12 protein-coding genes and 1 pseudogene are annotated in these 19,123 nt (G+C 71.9%); 12 read left to right on the plus strand and 1 reads right to left on the minus strand.

The features are described 5' to 3' along the window. The first annotated feature begins 173 nt into the window (after positions 1-173). The 9 genes and pseudogenes from GSY65_RS27845 (at position 174) to GSY65_RS27885 (ending at position 13,820) form a co-directional block, all read left to right on the plus strand. Positions 174-2,333, plus strand: coding sequence for a RecQ family ATP-dependent DNA helicase (locus GSY65_RS27845; protein ID WP_159773785.1), 2,160 nt, complete (start codon positions 174-176; stop codon positions 2,331-2,333). Between the two features lie 134 nt (positions 2,334-2,467). Then, entirely contained in the window at positions 2,468-2,632 is a 165-nt protein-coding gene (locus GSY65_RS27850; RefSeq protein WP_159773787.1) for a hypothetical protein, read from the plus strand. An 887-nt stretch (positions 2,633-3,519) separates the two neighbouring features. Further along, positions 3,520-5,022 (plus strand): DUF4192 domain-containing protein, encoded by a 1,503-nt coding sequence (locus tag GSY65_RS27855; protein ID WP_159773789.1) that lies wholly within the window; start codon positions 3,520-3,522, stop codon positions 5,020-5,022. A 159-nt stretch (positions 5,023-5,181) separates the two neighbouring features. Next, positions 5,182-6,570: pseudogene (locus tag GSY65_RS27860) on the plus strand (glycogen debranching N-terminal domain-containing protein); the annotation flags it as partial. 151 nt (positions 6,571-6,721) lie between these two features. Beyond that, entirely contained in the window at positions 6,722-7,480 is a 759-nt protein-coding gene (locus GSY65_RS27865) for an NUDIX hydrolase (protein WP_055715528.1), read from the plus strand. 136 nt (positions 7,481-7,616) lie between these two features. Continuing rightward, the gene (locus GSY65_RS27870; protein WP_159773791.1) at positions 7,617-9,521 is read left to right on the plus strand and encodes an ABC transporter ATP-binding protein; all 1,905 of its coding nucleotides are present in this window, start codon (positions 7,617-7,619) and stop codon (positions 9,519-9,521) included. A gap of 185 nt (positions 9,522-9,706) precedes the next feature. Continuing rightward, the gene (locus GSY65_RS27875; protein WP_159773793.1) at positions 9,707-10,594 is read left to right on the plus strand and encodes a FadR/GntR family transcriptional regulator; all 888 of its coding nucleotides are present in this window, start codon (positions 9,707-9,709) and stop codon (positions 10,592-10,594) included. Between the two features lie 715 nt (positions 10,595-11,309). After that, complete coding sequence (locus tag GSY65_RS27880) at positions 11,310-12,848, plus strand: RNA polymerase sigma factor (RefSeq protein ID WP_159773795.1); 1,539 nt, start codon at positions 11,310-11,312, stop codon at positions 12,846-12,848. A gap of 156 nt (positions 12,849-13,004) precedes the next feature. Continuing rightward, complete coding sequence (locus GSY65_RS27885; protein WP_159773797.1) at positions 13,005-13,820, plus strand: serine protease; 816 nt, start codon at positions 13,005-13,007, stop codon at positions 13,818-13,820. 207 nt (positions 13,821-14,027) lie between these two features. On the opposite strand, the gene GSY65_RS27890 is transcribed toward GSY65_RS27885, so the two are convergent. Then, on the minus strand, positions 14,028-14,258 hold the full coding sequence (locus tag GSY65_RS27890) for a DUF7455 domain-containing protein (protein WP_055512778.1): 231 nt from the start codon (positions 14,256-14,258) through the stop codon (positions 14,028-14,030). A 467-nt stretch (positions 14,259-14,725) separates the two neighbouring features. On the opposite strand from GSY65_RS27890, the gene GSY65_RS27895 reads away from it, so the two are divergent. The 3 genes from GSY65_RS27895 to GSY65_RS27905 all read left to right on the plus strand — a co-directional run bounded on the left by GSY65_RS27895 (position 14,726) and on the right by GSY65_RS27905 (position 19,088). Then, positions 14,726-16,849: a DNA gyrase/topoisomerase IV subunit B gene (locus GSY65_RS27895; protein WP_159773799.1), complete on the plus strand. Its 2,124-nt coding sequence runs from the start codon at positions 14,726-14,728 to the stop codon at positions 16,847-16,849. Positions 16,850-16,974: 125 nt separating this feature from the next. Continuing rightward, complete coding sequence (locus tag GSY65_RS27900; RefSeq protein ID WP_159773801.1) at positions 16,975-17,499, plus strand: DUF485 domain-containing protein; 525 nt, start codon at positions 16,975-16,977, stop codon at positions 17,497-17,499. Next, entirely contained in the window at positions 17,496-19,088 is a 1,593-nt protein-coding gene (locus tag GSY65_RS27905) for a solute symporter family protein (RefSeq protein WP_159773803.1), read from the plus strand. Before GSY65_RS27900 ends, GSY65_RS27905 begins: the two co-directional genes overlap by 4 nt. Positions 19,089-19,123 lie beyond the last annotated feature (35 nt).

Raw genomic sequence — 19,123 nt, forward strand, 5'->3', positions numbered from 1 at the left:
TCCACCGTTTATATCCCCGCCCTGTGGGAGTCGTCGGCAACGCCCCGGGTGGCGGCCGGCAACACGCTGTTGACGCGGCGATCCGGGCGGGAGACCGGCGGTGGCTGCTCGTGAGGGAGGGGTCGCGGGGGGTGAGGTGGCTGACTGTCCGAGGTATCGGGTTGCATGGGGGCATGGACACCGTGAAGCTCCGTGCCGAAGCCGACGCCATCCTCGCCGAGCTCGTCGGCGACCCCACCGGGTCGGCGAGGCTCCGGGAGGACCAGTGGCAGGCGGTGGCGGCCCTCGTGGAGGAGCGCAGGCGCGCCCTGGTGGTGCAGCGCACCGGCTGGGGCAAGTCGGCGGTGTACTTCGTCGCCACCGCCCTGCTGCGCCGCCGCGGCTCCGGTCCCACGGTGATCGTCTCGCCCCTGCTGGCGCTGATGCGCAACCAGGTCGGGTCGGCGGCGCGCGCCGGTATCCAGGCGCGCACCATCAACTCGGCCAACCCGGAGGAGTGGGAGACCATCTACGGAGAGGTCGAACGCGGTGAGGCCGACGTCCTCCTCGTCAGCCCCGAGCGCCTCAACTCCGTGGACTTCCGCGAGCACGTGCTGCCCCGGCTCGCGGCCACCACCGGTCTGCTGGTGGTCGACGAGGCCCACTGCATCTCCGACTGGGGACACGACTTCCGGCCCGACTACCGCCGGTTGAGGGCGATGCTGGCCGAACTCCGCCCCGGCGTACCGGTGCTGGCCACCACGGCCACCGCGAACGCGCGGGTGACGGCCGACGTGGCCGAACAACTGGGCACCGGCGGCGGCGAGGCCCTGGTGCTGCGAGGACCACTGGAGCGGGAGAGCCTCCGCCTCGGAGTCGTCCGCCTGCCCGACGCGGCCCACCGGCTGGCCTGGCTCGCGGAGCACCTCCGGGAACTGCCCGGCTCCGGGATCATCTACGCGCTCACGGTGGCCGCCGCCGAGGAGGCCACCGCCTTCCTGCGGCAGCGCGGCTTCGACGTGGCGTCCTACACCGGGCGCACGGAGAACGCGGACCGGCTCCAGGCCGAGGCCGACCTCCAGGAGAACCGGGTGAAGGCGCTGGTCGCGACCTCCGCCCTGGGCATGGGCTTCGACAAGCCGGACCTGGGGTTCGTGGTCCATCTCGGTTCGCCGTCCTCGCCGATCGCCTACTACCAGCAGGTGGGGCGCGCGGGGCGCGGTGTGGCGCACGCCGATGTGCTGCTGCTGCCGGGCAAGGAGGACGAGGCCATCTGGCGCTACTTCGCCGACACCGCCTTCCCGCCCGAGGCGCAGGTACGGCAGACCCTCACGGCCCTCGCCGAGGCCGGACGCCCGCTGTCGGTGCCGGCCCTGGAGACGTCCGTGGACCTCCGGCGCACCCGGCTGGAGACCATGCTCAAGGTGCTCGACGTGGACGGGGCGGTCAAGCGGGTCAAGGGCGGCTGGATCTCCACCGGCGAGCCCTGGTTCTACGACGCCGAACGGTACGCGTGGGTCGCCAAGCAGCGGGCGGCCGAGCAGCAGGCCATGCGCGACTACGTGAGCACGTCGGAGTGCCGGATGGAGTTCCTGCGCCGGCAGCTCGACGACGAGGGTGCCGCCCCCTGCGGCCGGTGCGACAACTGCGCCGGGGCCTGGGTCGACTCCTCCGTCTCGACGGACACGCTGACCAGCGCGACCCAGGAACTGGCACGCCCCGGCGTGGAGGTCGAGCCGCGCAGGATGTGGCCGACCGGGATGCCCGCCCTGGGCGTCGACCTCAAGGGCCGTATCCCCGCCGGTGAGCAGTGCTCCACCGGGCGTGCCCTGGGGCGGCTCTCGGACATCGGGTGGGGCAACCGGCTGCGCCCTCTGCTGGCCGAGAACGCGCCTGACGGACCCGTCCCCGACGACGTCCTCAAGGCCGTGGTGACCGTCCTCGCCGACTGGGCGCGCTCCCCGGAAGGCTGGGCGTCCGACGGTCCCGGCTCCGCCGCCCGGCCCGTCGGGATCGTCGCCATGCCCTCCTTGCGGCGGCCCCGGCTCGTCTCCTCGCTCGCCGAACGCGTCGCCGCCATCGGCCGCCTGCCGTACCTCGGCAGCCTCGCCTACACCGCCCAGGGCGGCGAGCACACGGGGCGGCGCAGCAACTCCGCACGGCACCTCCAGGCCCTCTCCGCCGTCCTCACCGTGCCCGACGAACTGGCCGGGGCCCTCGGCGCGGCCTCGGGCCCCGTGCTGCTGGTGGACGACTTCACCGACTCCGGCTGGACCCTCGCCGTCTCCGCCCGCCTGCTGCGCCGCGCTGGCGCCGGCCAGGTCCTGCCCCTGGTGCTCGCCACGGCGGGCTGAGCACTCCCCTCGCCCGCGCACACAGGCGGAAGTACCGGACGCGGTGAAGCGCAGGGACCATCGTCCTCGGCGAGGACCACGTCGAGGGAGCCCGCGCCCACGTCGACGCCGACCTCGACGACTTCGTGTGGCGGTTGCTGTCCACGCTGATCACCTCCGACCCCGAGGAGCAGAAGGTCGTCGAGCACCTCAGCCACGTCTACCGGCTGTGCGAGCCGTACCTGGTGGAACCGCACCAGCTGACCGTGATCGGCAGGAGCGACGCGCGGGTACCGCTGCCCACCGCGGCCGAGGCCTGAGCGGGGCCGCGCCCCGCCGCCGGCACGCCGAGCTGTATCCGTCCTCCGCCGGTGGGACGGCACGGGCTGCCGCCCCGCGGATCAAGGCCCGGTCCCCGCACAGTGACGTCATGGTCGGCTCGGGGCGGCCGGTCTCCGCCGCCGGCCAGCGGGAGGACTGAGCCGACCGCAGCCGGCGGCCGACGATTCATGGTGGGCGTGTGCGCGTCGTTCATGGCCCCATGAAAGCCGATGCCTCGGACATCGTGCGGACGAGCGGCGCGGATCTGTGGACAACTTCTGACGTGGTCATGATCTGATGACGTGGCCATGGTCGGACTTGTCCACAGGGCAAAGCGGAATTCCAAGATCCGCGAGATGGTCGCCGCATGACGAATCGCAACGAAGCGGCCGGGACCACCGGCAACAGCGACATCAGCGGGCAGAACGGATGGGTCGGGGTCGGGTGCGGGGACCCCGCCGCCGCGTACGAGGACGAGGAGCGGCGGCCCCATCCGGACCGTGACGACGCGGGGAGGCGGGCTCGGACGGAGTGTGGTGACGGGGAGCCCCGGTCGCGGGCGGACTGCGACGATGGGGTGCCCCGGGTTCGGGCGGAGTGGGATGACGGGGTGCCCCGGGTTCGGGCGGAGTGGGATGACGGGGTGCCCCGGGTTCGGGCGGAGTGGGATGACGGGGAGCCCCGGGTTCGGGCGGAGTGGGATGACGGGGTGCCCCGGGTTCGGGCGGAGTGGGATGACGGGGGACCGCTGGGTCAGGTGGAGCGTGACGACCGGGGGCTGCGGCATCAGCCCTCGCAAGGCGGGCCCGCGGGGCACGGGGCGGTGCCGGACAGGGCGGTGCCGCTCCCGGGGCACGGCGCGGGAACCGAGGGGACCGCTCCTGCCATGGGGCACGGCGCGGCCGTCGGCCCCGGTGGCGAGCAGCAGGTCACGCTGCGGACCCCGGCCGAGCTCGCCGATGCTCTGCCGTATCTCCTCGGCTATCGCCCCGAGGACAGCATCGTCCTCGTCGCACTGCACGACGGCCCGGCGAAGGGGCGGTTCGGCGGGCGCGCCCGGCTCGGGATCCCGCCCAGGACGGACGACTGGCCGTCCGCCGCGCAGCAACTGGCCCACGGACTGGTGACAGGCAGCGAGCGCCGGGGCGCCAAACCGGAGAGCATGGTCGCCTTCCTCTGTCAGGACCCGGCGGTCGGCGAGTCGGCGCGCGACGTCATGGAGCGGCTGCGACCACTGGCCCAGCTCCTGCGCAGGGCCTGCGGTGCCCTCGACGTCCCGGTGGTCGAGGCCCTGTGCATCTCGGACGGCCGCTTCTGGTCCTACTGCTGCCCGGGCAACGGATGCTGTTCCCCGGACGGGGAGTCGATGGGACTGCCCGGCACCTCCGTGCTGGCCGCCGCCGCGACCTACGCCGGCCTTCAAGTGCGCGGCACGCTCCGGGAGTTGCGGGCGCGGCTCCTGCCGTGGGAGACCGCGGCGGCGTTGTGCCAGGAGGCCGCGCTCGACACCGCCCAGGCCGCCCTGGTCCCGCGCATCCTGGAAGCGGAGAGTCGTGCCGAGGTGGCGGAGGAGACGCTCGCGGCGGTCCGGCGCGCCATGGAGCGGCTCGCGGCCGCACCGAGCATGTCCGGCGGCCTCGACGCGGACCTGCGCGACGACGAGCTGATCGGTCACGACGACGCCGCGACCATGATTCTGGGCCTCCAGGACAGGGCGACCCGGGACCGGGCCGCCGAGTGGATGGAGGGCGACGAAGCGGGCCCCGCGCTCCGGCTCTGGCGCGCTCTGGCCCGCCGTTGCGTGGGCCCCTACGGAGAGCACGCCGCAGCGCCCCTCACGCTGGTCGGCTGGGTGGCGTGGTCCACGGGTGACGAGTTGGAGGCCCGCGAAGCCCTCGCCCTGGCCCTTGCCGCCGATCGCGACTACCTCTTCGCCCGCCTCCTCCACCAGGCGTGCAACGAGGGCCTCGACCCCGAGTCGATCCGCCGTTGCCTCCGCGCGGAGCGCAGGGGACGGGAGCGGCCGACGACCACGACGGAAGCAGGCGCCGAGGGCGGACCGGAGGCAGCGGAGCAGCCGAGCGCGGCGACGCACACGGTCGCCGCGGTGCCCGGTGATGACGTGGCACCCGCGGGGAAGCCCTGCGGCACCGGCTCTCGGCGTCGGCGCCGGTCACGACCGGAGCGGAGCCCGGACACCCGCGCCGGCCGACGTGCACTCGACGGGACGGCCCAGGCCCGCCGTCCGCGTTCCACCGAGGGCACCTCACCGGGGGGTCGACGCTCGGGTCGCCCCGCCGATGGCCCCCGCGGCCGAGCACGGGCCCACCGGGGCGCAGACGGCCAGGACACGCCTCCGGAAGCGACGCATGTCGACGAGCAGCCGTGACCTGGAGCGGCTCATGTCGACGAGCGGCCGTGACCCGGGGCGAACGGCCGTGACCCGGCGCGGAGCCGTTCCGTTCACCTGAGTGGGGCGGTATCGGCGGCGGGCCCTCGCCGGCGCCCCGTCCCGCCACACCGCCACCGCCGTTCTCCACCAGGTGCCGAACGCACCCGGCCGGACGGGGCGGGCCCCATCAGACCGGTGGGACGCGGGGCCGCGAGCCCTCTCGCCCAGGCGGAGGCCGCGGGCGACGACCCCAGTGCCGTGGCACTGCTGCGCATCTGTCTGGAAGACCTGGAGGCTCTGCTGCTGCGCGATCCCGCCAACCCGTCCGACATCCACCTCGCGGCGGGCGCGCCCTGGCGCTGCGGCATGGCCCCGGCCGACGCCCTGATCGCGGCTCGCGGCGCGCATGACGCTGCCCCTCGGCACGCGTCTCGCGGCGGGCACCCTGCGTACCCTGGCCCGCACCCAACTCGGCGGCCCGGTCGCCCAGTCGGGAATGATCCCCGGTCCACGCAGGGACGCGGGTCCTCATCTGCCGCCCGGTTGCACCGGCACCGAAGCCACCCTCCTCTTCGCCGGGCTCCTGGCCGAGGCACGGCGCTGGGGATTGCCCGAGCAGGAGACGGAGGAACTGCTGCCGGTCGCCGAGCGCTGTCTGCGGTGGCTGCGGGCCACCGCCCGGGCCGGGACCTGTCTGCCCGACCCGGGCCCCGGCGGGCCGCTGCGCTGCGAGACCCCGGCGCACGCGCACCGGGCCGCGCTGCTGGGCGCCGACCTGCTCGACGCGTACGGCCGACCGGGCGGCGACGAGCTGGGGGAATGGGCGATACGGCTGCGCACCCGGTTCCCGGCGGACTTCTGGGCCGAGGACCGCGGTGGCGGCAGACCCGCTGCCGCCCGCACCCCGACGGGCGTCTCGTCGCGCACCTGGGCGCGGCCACGGTCCACCTCCTCGACACGGGACTGCTCGGCGGAGGCCGCCAGGCTCCGGGCCTGCTCGACAAGGTGCGGACCGAGCAGCTCGCGCGGCTGCTCGGAGGACCCGTTATGGACTCCGGGTGGGGGCTGCGCGGCCTCGGCGCGAAGGAAACGGCGTACAACCCGTTCGGGCATCGCAGCGGTGCCGTGCGCGTGCCGGAGACGGCGATCGCGGTCGCCGGGCTCGCGGCCGCGGGCCATGAGAAGGAGGCTGCTTCTCTGCTGCGGAGAGTGCCGGCGGCGGCCGACAGCTTCGGCCACCGGTTGCCGGAGATGTACGCGGGGGAGCAGCGCACGGCCGGCGGAGCGCCGCTGCCGCATCCGGCCGCGTGCAGACCTGCCGCGACGGCGGCGGCCTCGGCTGTGCTGCTGCTCACCACGCTCGTCGGCATCCGTCCGGACACCCCCGCCGGCACGGTGACGCTGCGTCCGGTGAGCAGCGCGCCCCTGGGCGAGATCGGCCTGACCGGCCTGCGCGTGGCCGGCGCCCCCTTCGCCGTGCGCGTCAGCAGACTGGGGCTCGCCATGGTCGAGGAAGCGGCCCACGGCCTGCAGTTGGGAGGATGACCTCGGCTCACACATGATCGACCACGCCCTGTGCGGATCTCGCGAAGATGCCGGGTGGATCATGAACCAGGTGCCGGACAGAAGCGGATCAAGGGCGGAAGCGACCACGGGAGGGAGTGTTTATCGTCAGGAAGACGACTATGATCGCGGCATGCCCTACGACCCGTCGGACTACCCGCCCTTCGCCGTCACCGTCGATCTGGTCGTGCTGACCGTCCGCCGCCACGCGCTGTGCGCGCTGACCGTGCGGCGGGGTGAACAGCCTTTCCAGGGACGGTGGGCGCTGCCCGGCGGCTTCGTACGGCCCGACGAGGATCTGGCGCAGGCCGCCGCACGGGAACTCTCCGAGGAGACCGGGCTGACCGCCCACGACCCGTCCGCCCCAGCGCAGGACAACGGAGCACATCTGGAACAGCTGGCGACCTACGGCGACCCGAAGCGCGACCCCCGGATGAGAGTCGTCAGCGTCGCCCACCTCGCGCTCGCCCCCGACCTCCCGGCACCTCGCCCGGGCGGAGACGCGAACAGCGCGCGCTGGGCGCCCGTCGAGGAGTTGCTGGCGCAGGGTGGTTACGGGCGGGACGGGGAGCCGGTGGCGCCACTGGCCTTCGACCACGCCCAGATCCTCGCGGACGGCGTGGAACGTGCTCGCTCGAAGATCGAGTACTCCTCGCTGGCGACCGCCTTCTGCCCGCCGGAGTTCACCGTCGGTGAGCTGCGCCGTGTCTACGAGGCGGTGTGGGCCGTCGCGCTCGACCCGCGCAATTTCCACCGCAAGGTGACGGGCACGCCCGGCTTCCTCGTACCGACCGGTGGCACGACCACCCGGCAGGGCGGCCGTCCTGCCCAGCTCTTCCGAGCCGGTGGCGCCACCCTTCTCAACCCGCCGATGCTCCGCCCCGAGGTCTGAGGTCCGACGGGGCGCACGCCAGGGGGCTGTGGCCTGCCCGGCGGTCGCACCCGGCTTCGCCCGCTGCCACCCCGCTGCCTCGAAGCGAGCCGCGAGGTGCCCGGAAAACCGGACATACCGCGCTATCTTGCTTCGGGTGATCCAGGCCATCGGATTGACCAGCCCCCCTCGCAAGGAGCTTCCGCCCGCCGTCGACGACGTGTCGTTCGAGGCGCACCCCGGCCATGTGACCGCACTCCTCGGGATGCCGGGTGCGGGCAGGACGACCGTGCTGAGGCTGATGCTCGAACTCCAAAAGGGCCGCGGAATCACCTACTTCAGAGGCCGTCCCCTGCACCGCGTCGCACACCCCGACCGCGAGGTGGGTGTTCTGCTCGGCGAGGTGCCGGGGCACCCGGCCCGCACGGTCCGCGGTCATCTGCGGATGCTGTGCGCGGCGGCGGGACTGCCCGCGCGGCGGGCCGACGAAGTCCTGGAGGTGGTGGGCCTGGTCGCCCTGCGCGAGGCACGGTTGAGCACCCTCTCGCGGGGCATGGACCGCCGACTCGGCCTGGCCTGTGCGCTGCTGACCGACCCGCACACCCTCGTCCTCGACGAACCCGTCCACGGGTTGTCCGTGCGCGAAGCGCGTTGGTTGCACGGGATCCTGCGGGCACACGCGACCCAGGGCGGCACCGTGCTGTTCACCACCGGCGACCCCAAGGAGGCCGCACGGATCGCCGACCGGGTGCTCACTCTCGAACAGGGCCGACTCGTCGCCGACCAGGACGTGGCCGACTTCTCCCGCACCCGCCTGCGCCCGCGCGTGGCCGTCCGCACCCCGCACGCCGCGCGGCTCGGTGCCCTGCTCACCAAGGAGGCCCGGACCGCCCGACGTTCCGTGGAGATCGTCCGCGAGGGCGGCAACAGGCTCTCGGTGTACGGCAGTACATGCGCCGAGGTCGGCGAGACCGCGTTCCGGCACGGCATCCTCGTCCACCAACTCGCGGACGAGATCGGTGACATGGGGCCGCCGGCGACGCCGGCGACGGCAGTAGCGGCCGCGACACCGGCGCCGTCGCGGCCCGCCGAGGGGGAACCGGGGGAAGACGGTGCCGGTGACTTCGCCGAGAAGCCACAGGAGCCACAGAAGCCGCAGGAGCCACAGAAGCCGCAGGAGCCACAGGAGTCGGCCGATGACGACGAGGCCGCTCCGCGAGAGCGCCGACAGCCCCGTGCGGCCGAGGCCGGTGCGTTGCCCCCGCTCCCGCCCTCCATCACCGTGCGCCCGGCGCCGAATCCCCTGCGTCCGGTGCTGTACGAGTTGCGTCGTGCCACGGGGGTCGCGACCGGTTACGTGACGGCCGCTGTGGTGATCGTCCTCTCCGCGGTCATGGCCGTGGTGCTGGCCAGGACGGGGCACACCCCGCAGCCGAGGCTCCTGGCCGCGTGGCCGCGGGAGCTTCCGCTGCCGCCCGCGGCCGTCGGGGCGGGGCTGCTCGGCGCGATCGCCTTCGGGGACGAGTTCCGGTACCCGGCGCTGGCCGTCGACCGCGGCCCCGTGCCGCGCCGGCTGGGGCTGCTCGCGGCGAAACTGCTCGTCTCGGCCGCCGCCGGGCTGCTGCTGGCCCTGCTCACCGTCGGCTGCGACCTGGAGGTGCTGTACCTGCTGCACGGACCGGAACTCACCTCGGTCCCGGGTGACTGGCTGCCACTCGGTGCGAGTTGGCTGGGGCTCGTGGTCGGGTGTGCCTGGGCGGGGGTGCTCGCAGCGGGGGTCTTCCGTTCCACCAGCGCGGGACTCGCGGCCGTGGTCGCCGTCCCCCTCCTTGTCGTCCCCCTGATGCGGAAGGCTCTGGAGGGACCGACTGTGCGACAAGCGGTCGGATTTCCGATGCGGCTGCGTGAGCTCCTGCTGACGCAGTGGCCGTTCGGGGGTGAGCGCTACGTGGAAGCGGCGGCGCAGGCGATCGCCCAACCCGAGGGCGGGGCGCTGCTGTTGTCACTGACCGCGCTGCTCGGGGCCTATCTGCTCACGACCGCGCGCGGCAGGGTCCGATGATGACCCCCCTCACCCTTTCGTGCTCACCCTCCGTGCTCTTCCGTCGCCGCACTGTGCGCAACTCCTCGTAGGACGCCCATTTCTTTCCGATAAGGCGTCAATTGCGACGGGGTGAGCGATCACCCTTTCGTGTGCTTTTCACCAAAGACCTCAAGGGAGTTGAGAACACAGCCGACAAAGGATGCGTGAGTACCCTTGCGCACACCATGATGACCGCCGCCCGCTCCGCCGACTCCGGCCTCGCCGGACCGGGCGAACTCGACCGCTACCCCTATGCCGAGCACCCCGGCGTCGACCGGGTCGGCTTCCCCTCCTGGGACGGCGCGGACCCCGAGCTGGGGCGCGTGGGCCGTCGTGCCGCCGGGAGCCGTGGACGCGGGCTCCACGGCCAACTCGTCCAGCAGCTCGGCCAGATGATCGTCTCCGGCGATCTCGGTGCCGACCGCCCGCTCGTCCCCGAGGAGATCGGCCAGCGGTTCGAGGTCTCCCGCACCGTAGTCCGTGAATCCCTCCGCGTACTGGAGGCGAAAGGGCTGGTCAGCGCCCGCCCGAACGTCGGCACGCGGGTCCGCCCGGTCAGCGACTGGAACCTGCTCGACCCGGACATCATCGAGTGGCGGGCCTTCGGCCCCCAGCGCGACGACCAGCGGCGTGAGCTGAGCGAGCTGCGCTGGACGATCGAGCCGCTCGCCGCCCGCCTCGCCGCCGGGCACGGCCGCGACGACGTCCAGCAGCGGCTCGGCGACATGGTCGAGCTCATGGGTCACGCCATGGCCCAGGGCGACGCGCTGACCTTCTCGCGCGCGGACGCCGAGTTCCACTCGCTGCTCATCCAGCTCGCCGGCAACCGCATGCTGGAGCACCTCTCCGGCATCGTCTCCGCGGCGCTCCAGGTCTCCGGCGCTCCCGCCACCGGCTGCGACCGGCCGAACGAGTCGACCCTCGTGCACCACGCCCGGATCGTCGACGCCCTCGCCGCGGGCGACGGAGGGGCGGCCGAGGCGGCCATGCGGCAGTTGCTGACGGTCCACCCCGAGGTCGAACGTGTGGTGCCGGCGCCGCGCGAGCACTGAGGGCACGCGGAGCGCGACAGGACGGACGCGGTCGCGGTGTGAGCCCTCGGCGGCCCCGGTCGGCCCGGCGAGCCGTGTGCCGCCGGACCCCGTCGGATCCTTCTGGGATTCGGCGGGGCCCGGCGGCACGACGGTCGCGTACCGCCGCCCGCAGGTGTCGGTGTCGGTGTGGTGTCAGTACCGGTGTCGATGTCGGACCGCCGTCCTCCGTCGGACGTGCCGCTCCCCGTCGGACGTACCGCTTCCCGTCGGAGCCCGGCTCCCGCCGTCCTCGACCGCCGTCGGAGCCCAGGCGGCCTCGCCCCACGGTCCGGCCTTCATCCGCCCGGACCGGTCCCCCCGGTCACCCGCAAACGGGACCGTAACGTTCCGCACCTGCGGCGGACCCCCACTGGCGAGTTCGATCGGGAATCGTGCGGGTAAACGACATATGAGCACCGGTCGTGGCCCCACCCGACCACCTCTGGTCATGTCTGACCGCTTTTGAGTGCTTACGGGGTGTGACTCGGGCCACGCAGATTGGGCGTAACGCTCGCGGGAACAACGCGATGACCTAAGAGGTGACAGCCGCGGAGGGAATACGGACGCCGTTCACGGCGCTGTGCATCTTCCCGGCCCCCGCCCGCACCGTCGGCCCATCCCCAAGCCGGTGGTCGGCTCCTGTCCGCAGTGGACGGGGCCGGAAGCCGTTTTCCAACGTTCCGAGAGGTTGTTCGTGTCGGCCAGCACATCCCGTACGCTCCCGCCGGAGATCGCCGAGTCCGTCTCTGTCATGGCGCTCATTGAGCGGGGAAAGGCTGAGGGGCAGATCGCCGGCGACGACGTGCGTCGGGCCTTCGAAGCTGACCAGATCCCGGCCACTCAGTGGAAAAACGTACTGCGCAGCCTCAACCAGATCCTCGAGGAAGAGGGTGTGACGCTGATGGTCAGTGCCGCGGAGCCAAAGCGCACCCGAAAGAGCGTCGCAGCGAAGAGTCCGGCCAAGCGCACCGCCACCAAGACGGTCGCGGCGAAGACGGTGACCACGAAGAAGGCCACCCCCGCCGCGCCGCCGGCGCCCGCGGTCGACTCCTCCGCAGAGGACGCCCCCGCCAAGAAGGCCGTCGCCAAGAAGGCGACCGCCAAGAAGGCGGCCCCCGCCAAGAAGACCGTCGCCGCCAAGAAGACGGCGGCGAAGAAGACCACCGCCAAGAAGGACGACGTCGAGCTGCTCGACGAGGAAGTCCTCGAGGAGACCCCCGGCGGCAAGCCCGGCGACGAGCCCGAGGGCACCGAGAGCGCGGGCTTCGTGCTCTCCGACGAGGACGAGGACGACGCCCCCGCCCAGCAGGTCGCCGCCGCCGGTGCCACCGCCGACCCCGTCAAGGACTACCTCAAGCAGATCGGCAAGGTCCCCCTCCTCAACGCCGAGCAGGAGGTCGAACTCGCCAAGCGCATCGAGGCCGGTCTGTTCGCCGAGGACAAGCTGTCCAACGCCGACAAGCTCGCCCCCAAGCTCAAGCGTGAGCTGGAGATCATCGCCGAGGACGGCCGCCGCGCCAAGAACCACCTCCTGGAGGCCAACCTCCGACTGGTGGTCTCCCTGGCCAAGCGCTACACCGGCCGCGGCATGCTCTTCCTGGACCTCATCCAGGAGGGCAACCTCGGTCTGATCCGCGCCGTCGAGAAGTTCGACTACACCAAGGGCTACAAGTTCTCCACGTACGCCACCTGGTGGATCCGTCAGGCGATCACCCGGGCGATGGCCGACCAGGCCCGCACCATCCGTATTCCGGTGCACATGGTCGAGGTCATCAACAAGCTCGCGCGCGTGCAGCGCCAGATGCTCCAGGACCTGGGCCGCGAACCCACCCCGGAGGAGCTGGCCAAGGAACTCGACATGACCCCGGAGAAGGTCATCGAGGTCCAGAAGTACGGCCGCGAGCCGATCTCCCTGCACACCCCGCTGGGCGAGGACGGCGACAGCGAGTTCGGTGACCTCATCGAGGACTCCGAGGCCGTAGTCCCCGCCGACGCCGTCAGCTTCACGCTCCTCCAGGAGCAGCTGCACTCGGTCCTCGACACGCTCTCCGAGCGCGAGGCGGGCGTCGTCTCCATGCGCTTCGGTCTCACCGACGGTCAGCCGAAGACCCTCGACGAGATCGGCAAGGTGTACGGCGTCACCCGTGAGCGCATTCGCCAGATCGAGTCGAAGACGATGTCGAAGCTGCGCCACCCGTCCCGCTCGCAGGTCCTGCGCGACTACCTCGACTGACCCCGTCGCGGCTCCGTCCGGGTGACGGTCCACGGCAGGCATCGAAGGCCCGGTTCCCTCGAAGGAGCCGGGCCTTCGGCGTGGGTGCGGCATGCGGGCGCCCGCCACGTGGATAACTCTGGGTGTGCAATCCATCTCCCCGAGTCAGGAGCGCGCATGCGTCCCACCATCGCCCGACTGCTGGCCCTCGCGGCCACCACGGCCGTCATACCGCTGGCCGCACCTCCGACCGCGACCGCCGACGTCGTCATCGGCGGTCACCCCGTCGCGATCTCCCAGGCGCCCTGGACGGTGGCACTGTCCAGCCGTGACCGGTTCGGGGGTACGAGAGCCGGGCAGTTCTGCGGCGGCGTCGTGGTGGGCCCCTCCACGGTCATGACGGCGGCCCACTGCCTCAGCGAGGACGTGCTCGGAGGGCCGCCGGCGCGGCTCCCCGACCTGAAGGTCATCGCGGGCCGCGCCGATCTGCGGTCGAACGAGGGCACGGAGATCCCGGTGACCGACACCTGGGTCAATCCGCGGTACGACGCCTCCTCGAACGCGGGGGACTTCGCCCTGGTCACACTGGCGACGCCGCTCCCCGAGAGTTCCGTCCTGCCGTTGGCGGAAGCCGGCGATCCGGCGTACGAGGCCGACACGGCCGCGGCCGTCTACGGCTGGGGCGACACCACGGGCGCCGGGGACTACGCGCTGAGCCTGCGGGGCGCGTCGGTGCGGGTGCTGGCCGACTCGGTGTGCGAGAGGGCCTACCCGGGCGGAGCGGAGGGCCGGTACCAGGCCGAATCCATGGTGTGCGCGGGCGAGCTGACCGGCGGCCGGGACGCCTGCCAGGGGGACAGCGGGGGACCGCTCGTCGCCCAGGGGAAGCTGATCGGCCTCGTGTCCTGGGGCAGCGGCTGCGGACTGGCCGGGAACCCGGGGGTGTACACCAGGGGCTCCTACGCGGCCCAGGTGCTGGCGGAGAGCCGCTGAGAGGTCGTCGAACGCCGTGCACCGGCGCTTCGGGCCCGTGCCTTCAGGCCCCGTACCCCGGCGCTTGACGCCGTACCCTCGGCGCGGCACCGTCACGGTGCCCCGCGCGGGCCGCGGAACGAGAGCGGGCGACCACCCCGTGTGTGCGGGAGTGGCCGCCCGGTCACCGGCCTCGAGCCGGTGTCGGCTCGTCGTTGGTGCGAAGCGTCAGCGTTCGTCGGTTTCCGCGGTGGCGGGAACGGACGTCAGCCGCTCCGTCTCGTCCTGTATCTCCGCGGCGATCTTCTTGAGCTCAGGCTCGAACTTACGCCCGTGGTGGGCGCAGAACAGCAGCTCTCCACCGCTCAGGAGGACGACGCGCAGATAGGCCTGGGCGCCGCAGCGGTCGCATCGGTCAGCGGCCGTCAGCGGGGTCGCGGGGGTCAGAACAGTAGTCACGTCGCCTCTTCTCTAGCTCGACGAGCTGTCGTACCAGGGTCAACATCCAACCAGGCCGAAAACGTTCCCGCTCGCGGCTTTTCCTCGAAAAAATCTTTCCAGGCCGGCTGTCTGTTGCCGGTTGGCGGCGAATGAGCCGTAGTGCGTGTCTTCGTGTCGTACGGGTTCGCGCTGTCTGTCGGTGGTTCTGGAGGGTGCTCTCTCGGTTGTACGGTCCTCCCGGCCGGGTTGCCGGTTGTTCAAGAGGACGTGCCCGGAGCCTAAATGGTTCATGCCTCGAAGGGAACGTGATATGTACTTCACCCCATCGAGGGATCGAACACGCATGCGAGACTGGACTACCCTGAGTTTCCAGCGAGGGTGGCGTTACAACGGCTCTACCAGGGCTCGGTACCCTCGGACCGGCAACAGAGCCGGGCCCCTTACCCAAAAGGGCCTCACCTGAAATTCAGCGAGGAGCGAACCGCGTGACCGCCGAGACGTCCGTGCCGTCCACAGCGCTGCTGACCGGAGCAGACCGGGACGGTTCCAACTACACCGCGCGGCACCTGCTCGTCCTCGAGGGGCTCGAGGCCGTGCGGAAGCGCCCCGGGATGTACATCGGCTCGACCGACAGTCGAGGCCTGATGCACTGCCTCTGGGAGATCATCGACAACTCCGTCGACGAGGCCCTCGGAGGCTACTGCGACCACATCGAGGTGATCCTCCACGACGACGCCTCCGTGGAGGTCCGGGACAACGGCCGCGGCATCCCCGTGGACGTCGAGCCCAAGACCGGCCTGTCCGGCGTCGAGGTCGTCATGACCAAGCTGCACGCGGGCGGCAAGTTCGGCGGCGGCTCCTACGCGGCCTCCGGCGGTCTGCACGGGGTGGGCGCCTCCGTGGTGAACGCCCTCTCCGCCCGCCTGGACGTCGAGGTGGACCGCAGCGGCCACACGCACGCCATCAGCTTCCGCCGCGGCGTGCCCGGCGCCTTCGCGGGCAACGGCCCGGACGCGAAGTTCGAGGCCACGGGCGGGCTGCGCAAGGCCAAGCGGATTCCGAAGACGCGCACCGGCACGCGCGTGCGCTACTGGGCCGACCGCCAGATCTTCCTCAAGGACGCCAAACTCTCCCTGGAGAACCTCCACCAGCGCGCCCGCCAGACCGCGTTCCTGGTGCCCGGCCTGACGATCGTCGTCCGCGACGAGTACGGCCTCGGCGAGGGCGGGAGCAAGGGCGAGGAGTCCTTCCGTTTCGACGGCGGCATCAGCGAGTTCTGCGAGTACCTGGCCACCGACAAGGCGGTCTGCGACATCCTCCGCTTCACCGGCGAGGGCACCTTCAGGGAGACGGTCCCCGTGCTGGACGAGCACGGCCAGATGACCCCCACCCAGGTCACCCGGGAACTCGGCGTCGACGTCGCGCTGCGCTGGGGCACCGGCTACGACTCCACTCTCAAGTCGTTCGTGAACATCATCGCCACCCCCAAGGGTGGCACCCATGTCGCCGGCTTCGAGCAGGCCGTGGCGAGCACGATGAACGAGGTGCTGCGCGCCAAGAAGATGCTCCGGGTCGCCGAGGACGACGTCGTCAAGGACGACGCCCTGGAGGGCCTGACCGCCGTCGTCACCGTGCGGCTGGCCGAGCCGCAGTTCGAGGGCCAGACCAAGGAGGTCCTCGGTACGTCCGCGGCCCGCCGCATCGTCGCACAGGTGATCTCCAAGGAGCTCAAGGCGTTCCTGACCTCCACCAAGCGGGACGCCGCCGCGCAGGCGCGGGTCGTCATGGAGAAGGTCGTCGCGGCCGCGCGGACGCGTATCGCCGCACGTCAGCACAAGGACGCGCAGCGGCGGAAGACCGCGCTGGAATCGTCGTCGCTGCCCGCCAAGCTCGCCGACTGCCGCAGTGACGACGTCGACCGCAGCGAGCTGTTCATCGTCGAGGGCGACTCGGCGCTCGGTACGGCCAAGCTCGCCCGGAACTCCGAGTTCCAGGCGCTGCTGCCGATCCGCGGCAAGATCCTCAACGTCCAGAAGTCGTCCGTGACGGACATGCTCAAGAACGCCGAGTGCGGCGCGATCATCCAGGTCATAGGGGCCGGATCCGGACGCACGTTCGACATCGACGCGGCCCGGTACGGCAAGATCATCATGATGACGGACGCCGATGTGGACGGGTCCCACATCCGGTGCCTGCTGCTGACGCTGTTCCAGCGGTACATGCGGCCGATGGTCGAGGCGGGGCGCGTCTTCGCCGCGGTGCCCCCGCTGCACCGGATCGAGCTGGTGCAGCCGAAGAGGGGCCAGGACAAGTACGTCTACACGTACTCCGACCGGGAGCTGCGGGACAAGCTGCTGGAGTACCAGAGCAAGGGTGTCCGCTACAAGGACTCCATCCAGCGGTACAAGGGCCTCGGCGAGATGGACGCGGACCAGCTCGCGGAGACGACGATGGACCCGCGCCACCGGACGCTGCGGCGGATCAACCTGTCGGACCTGGAGGCGGCCGAACAGGTGTTCGATCTGCTGATGGGGAACGACGTCGCGCCGCGCAAGGAGTTCATCTCCAGCTCGGCCGCCACGTTGGACCGGTCACGTATCGACGCGTGAGCGCCGCGCCCGCCGCGTCGGCGGGCGCACCGTCCCCGACCTGAGCCGGCCCCTGCTTCACCTGATGGGGTGAACAATCGCGAAGGGGATCGGCGAGGGTCGGCCCGGTCTGTCCATGCTTGGGCATGCAGTCAAGTACCGGCCGGTCCCGTCGTCGCGCGGGTGGTTCCGAGAGCGCGGTCGAGGGGCGAGGGGCTCCCCCGGCGGACGCGCGGTTCGATGATCCCTGGTACGACGCGCTGGCCTCCGGCTGGGGAGAGGCGGACGGCACGGGAGGAGTGCCGCCCGCTGTGCCGTCAGCCCGTGCGGAGGGCCGGGCCGCCGCCGACGTGTACGTGGAGGTGCAGCGCAGCGCCGCCTTCCAGGAGGTCCGTCGCCGGTACCGGAGATTCGTGATCCCGGGAGCCGCCGTCTTCTTCGGCTGGTACGTCGGATACGTGGTCGCGGCCACCACCGCGCCGGGCCTGATGGCGCGGCCCGTCGCGGGCGCGGTCAACGTGGCGATGCTGGCGGGGCTCGGACAGTTCCTCACGACGTTCCTGTTCACCTGGGCCTACGCGCGCCACGCGCGGCTGCGGCGGGACCGTGCGGCCCTGGATCTGCGGTGGGACACACAGGAGTTGACGCGCGGGATCGGGGGCGAGCGGTGACCGGGAACCATCAGACGCTGGCCCTGCTGCTGTTCAGCGTGTTCATCGCGATCACCCTGGGCATCACGACCTGGGTCAGTCGCAACCGGCACGGTTCTGCGGAGGAGTTCTACGCCGGCGGGCGGCTGTTCTCGCCGATGGAGAACGGTTTTGCCATCGCGGGCGACTACATGTCCGCCGCGTCCTTCCTCGGTATCTCCGGCCTCATCGCGCTCTTCGGGTACGACGGACTGCTGTACTCGGTGGGCTTCCTGGTGGCCTGGCTCGTGGTGCTGTTCCTGGTGGCCGAACTCGTACGCAACTGCGGACGGTTCACGCTCGCCGACGTCGTCGCGGCCCGGATGAGCCGGCGACCGGTCAGGATCGCGGCGGGCACCTCCTCGGTCACCGTGTCCGTGCTGTACCTGGTGGCGCAGATGGTGGGCGCGGGCACCCTCGTCGCGCTGCTGCTGGGCGGCGAGGGCGAGGCGGCACGGTCCTGGACCGTGATCGGCGTCGGCGCGCTCATGGTCGTCTACGTGTCGCTGGGCGGGATGCGGGCCACCACCTGGATCCAGATCGTGAAGGCGGTCCTGCTGATGGGCGGGGCGATCACGCTGACCGTGCTCGTCCTGATGCGGTTCCACGGCGACTTCGACCAGCTGCTGCGGACGGCCGCCGAGCGCAGCGGGCACGGGGCGGCCTTCCTCGCGCCGGGGTTGAAGTACGGCGGCGACTGGACCGCCCGCCTCGACTTCATCAGCCTCGGGCTCGCCCTGGTCCTGGGCACGGCCGGGCTGCCGCACATCCTGTCCCGCTTCTACACGGTGCCGACCGCACGCGCCGCGCGCCGCTCGGTCGTGTGGTCGATCGGCCTCATCGGCGGCTTCTACCTGATGACGATCGTGCTGGGCTTCGGCGCGGCCGCGATCGTCGGCCCGGCGGCCGTTCGAGCCTCGAACGCGGCCGGCAACACGGCCGTTCCGCTCCTCGCGCTCGACCTGGGCGGCGGAGCGGGCTCCACCGGTGGAACAGTCCTGTTCGCGGTCGTCGCGGCCATCGCTTTCGCGACGATCCTCGCGGTCGTCGCCGGCATCACCCTCGCCTCGTCCGCCTCGGTCGCCCACGACCTCTACGCCTCACTGCGGCGCCGGCGCTCCCAGCCGTACAGCGAGGTGGCCGTGGCGCGTACCGCCGCCGTCGGGATCGGGGCCGTCGCCATCGCGCTCGGGCTGCTCGCCCGCGACCTCAACGTTGCCTTCCTCGTCGGGCTGGCCTTCGCCGTCGCCGCCTCGGCCAACCTGCCCGTGCTGCTGTACTCCCTGTTCTGGCGCGGCTTCACCACCCGCGGCGCCGTGTGGTCCGTGTACGGCGGACTCGTCCCGGCGGTGGTGCTGGTGCTGCTGTCGCCGGTGGTGTCCGGCAGCCCCGAATCCCTGTTCCCCACCGTCGACTTCCAGTACTTCCCGCTGGAGAACCCGGGACTCGTCTCGGTTCCCCTGGGCTTCCTCGCCGGCTGGCTCGGCACGGTGACCTCCGCCGAACCGGCGGACGAGGCGAAGTACGCGGAGACCGAGGTGCGGTCACTGACGGGCGCCGGGGCCGTCTGACGGCCCTTCGGGGCGTCCGCCGGCGGTCTTCTCGG

This window comes from Streptomyces sp. HM190 (assembly GCF_009857135.1).
Lineage (GTDB): Bacteria > Actinomycetota > Actinomycetes > Streptomycetales > Streptomycetaceae > Streptomyces > Streptomyces heilongjiangensis.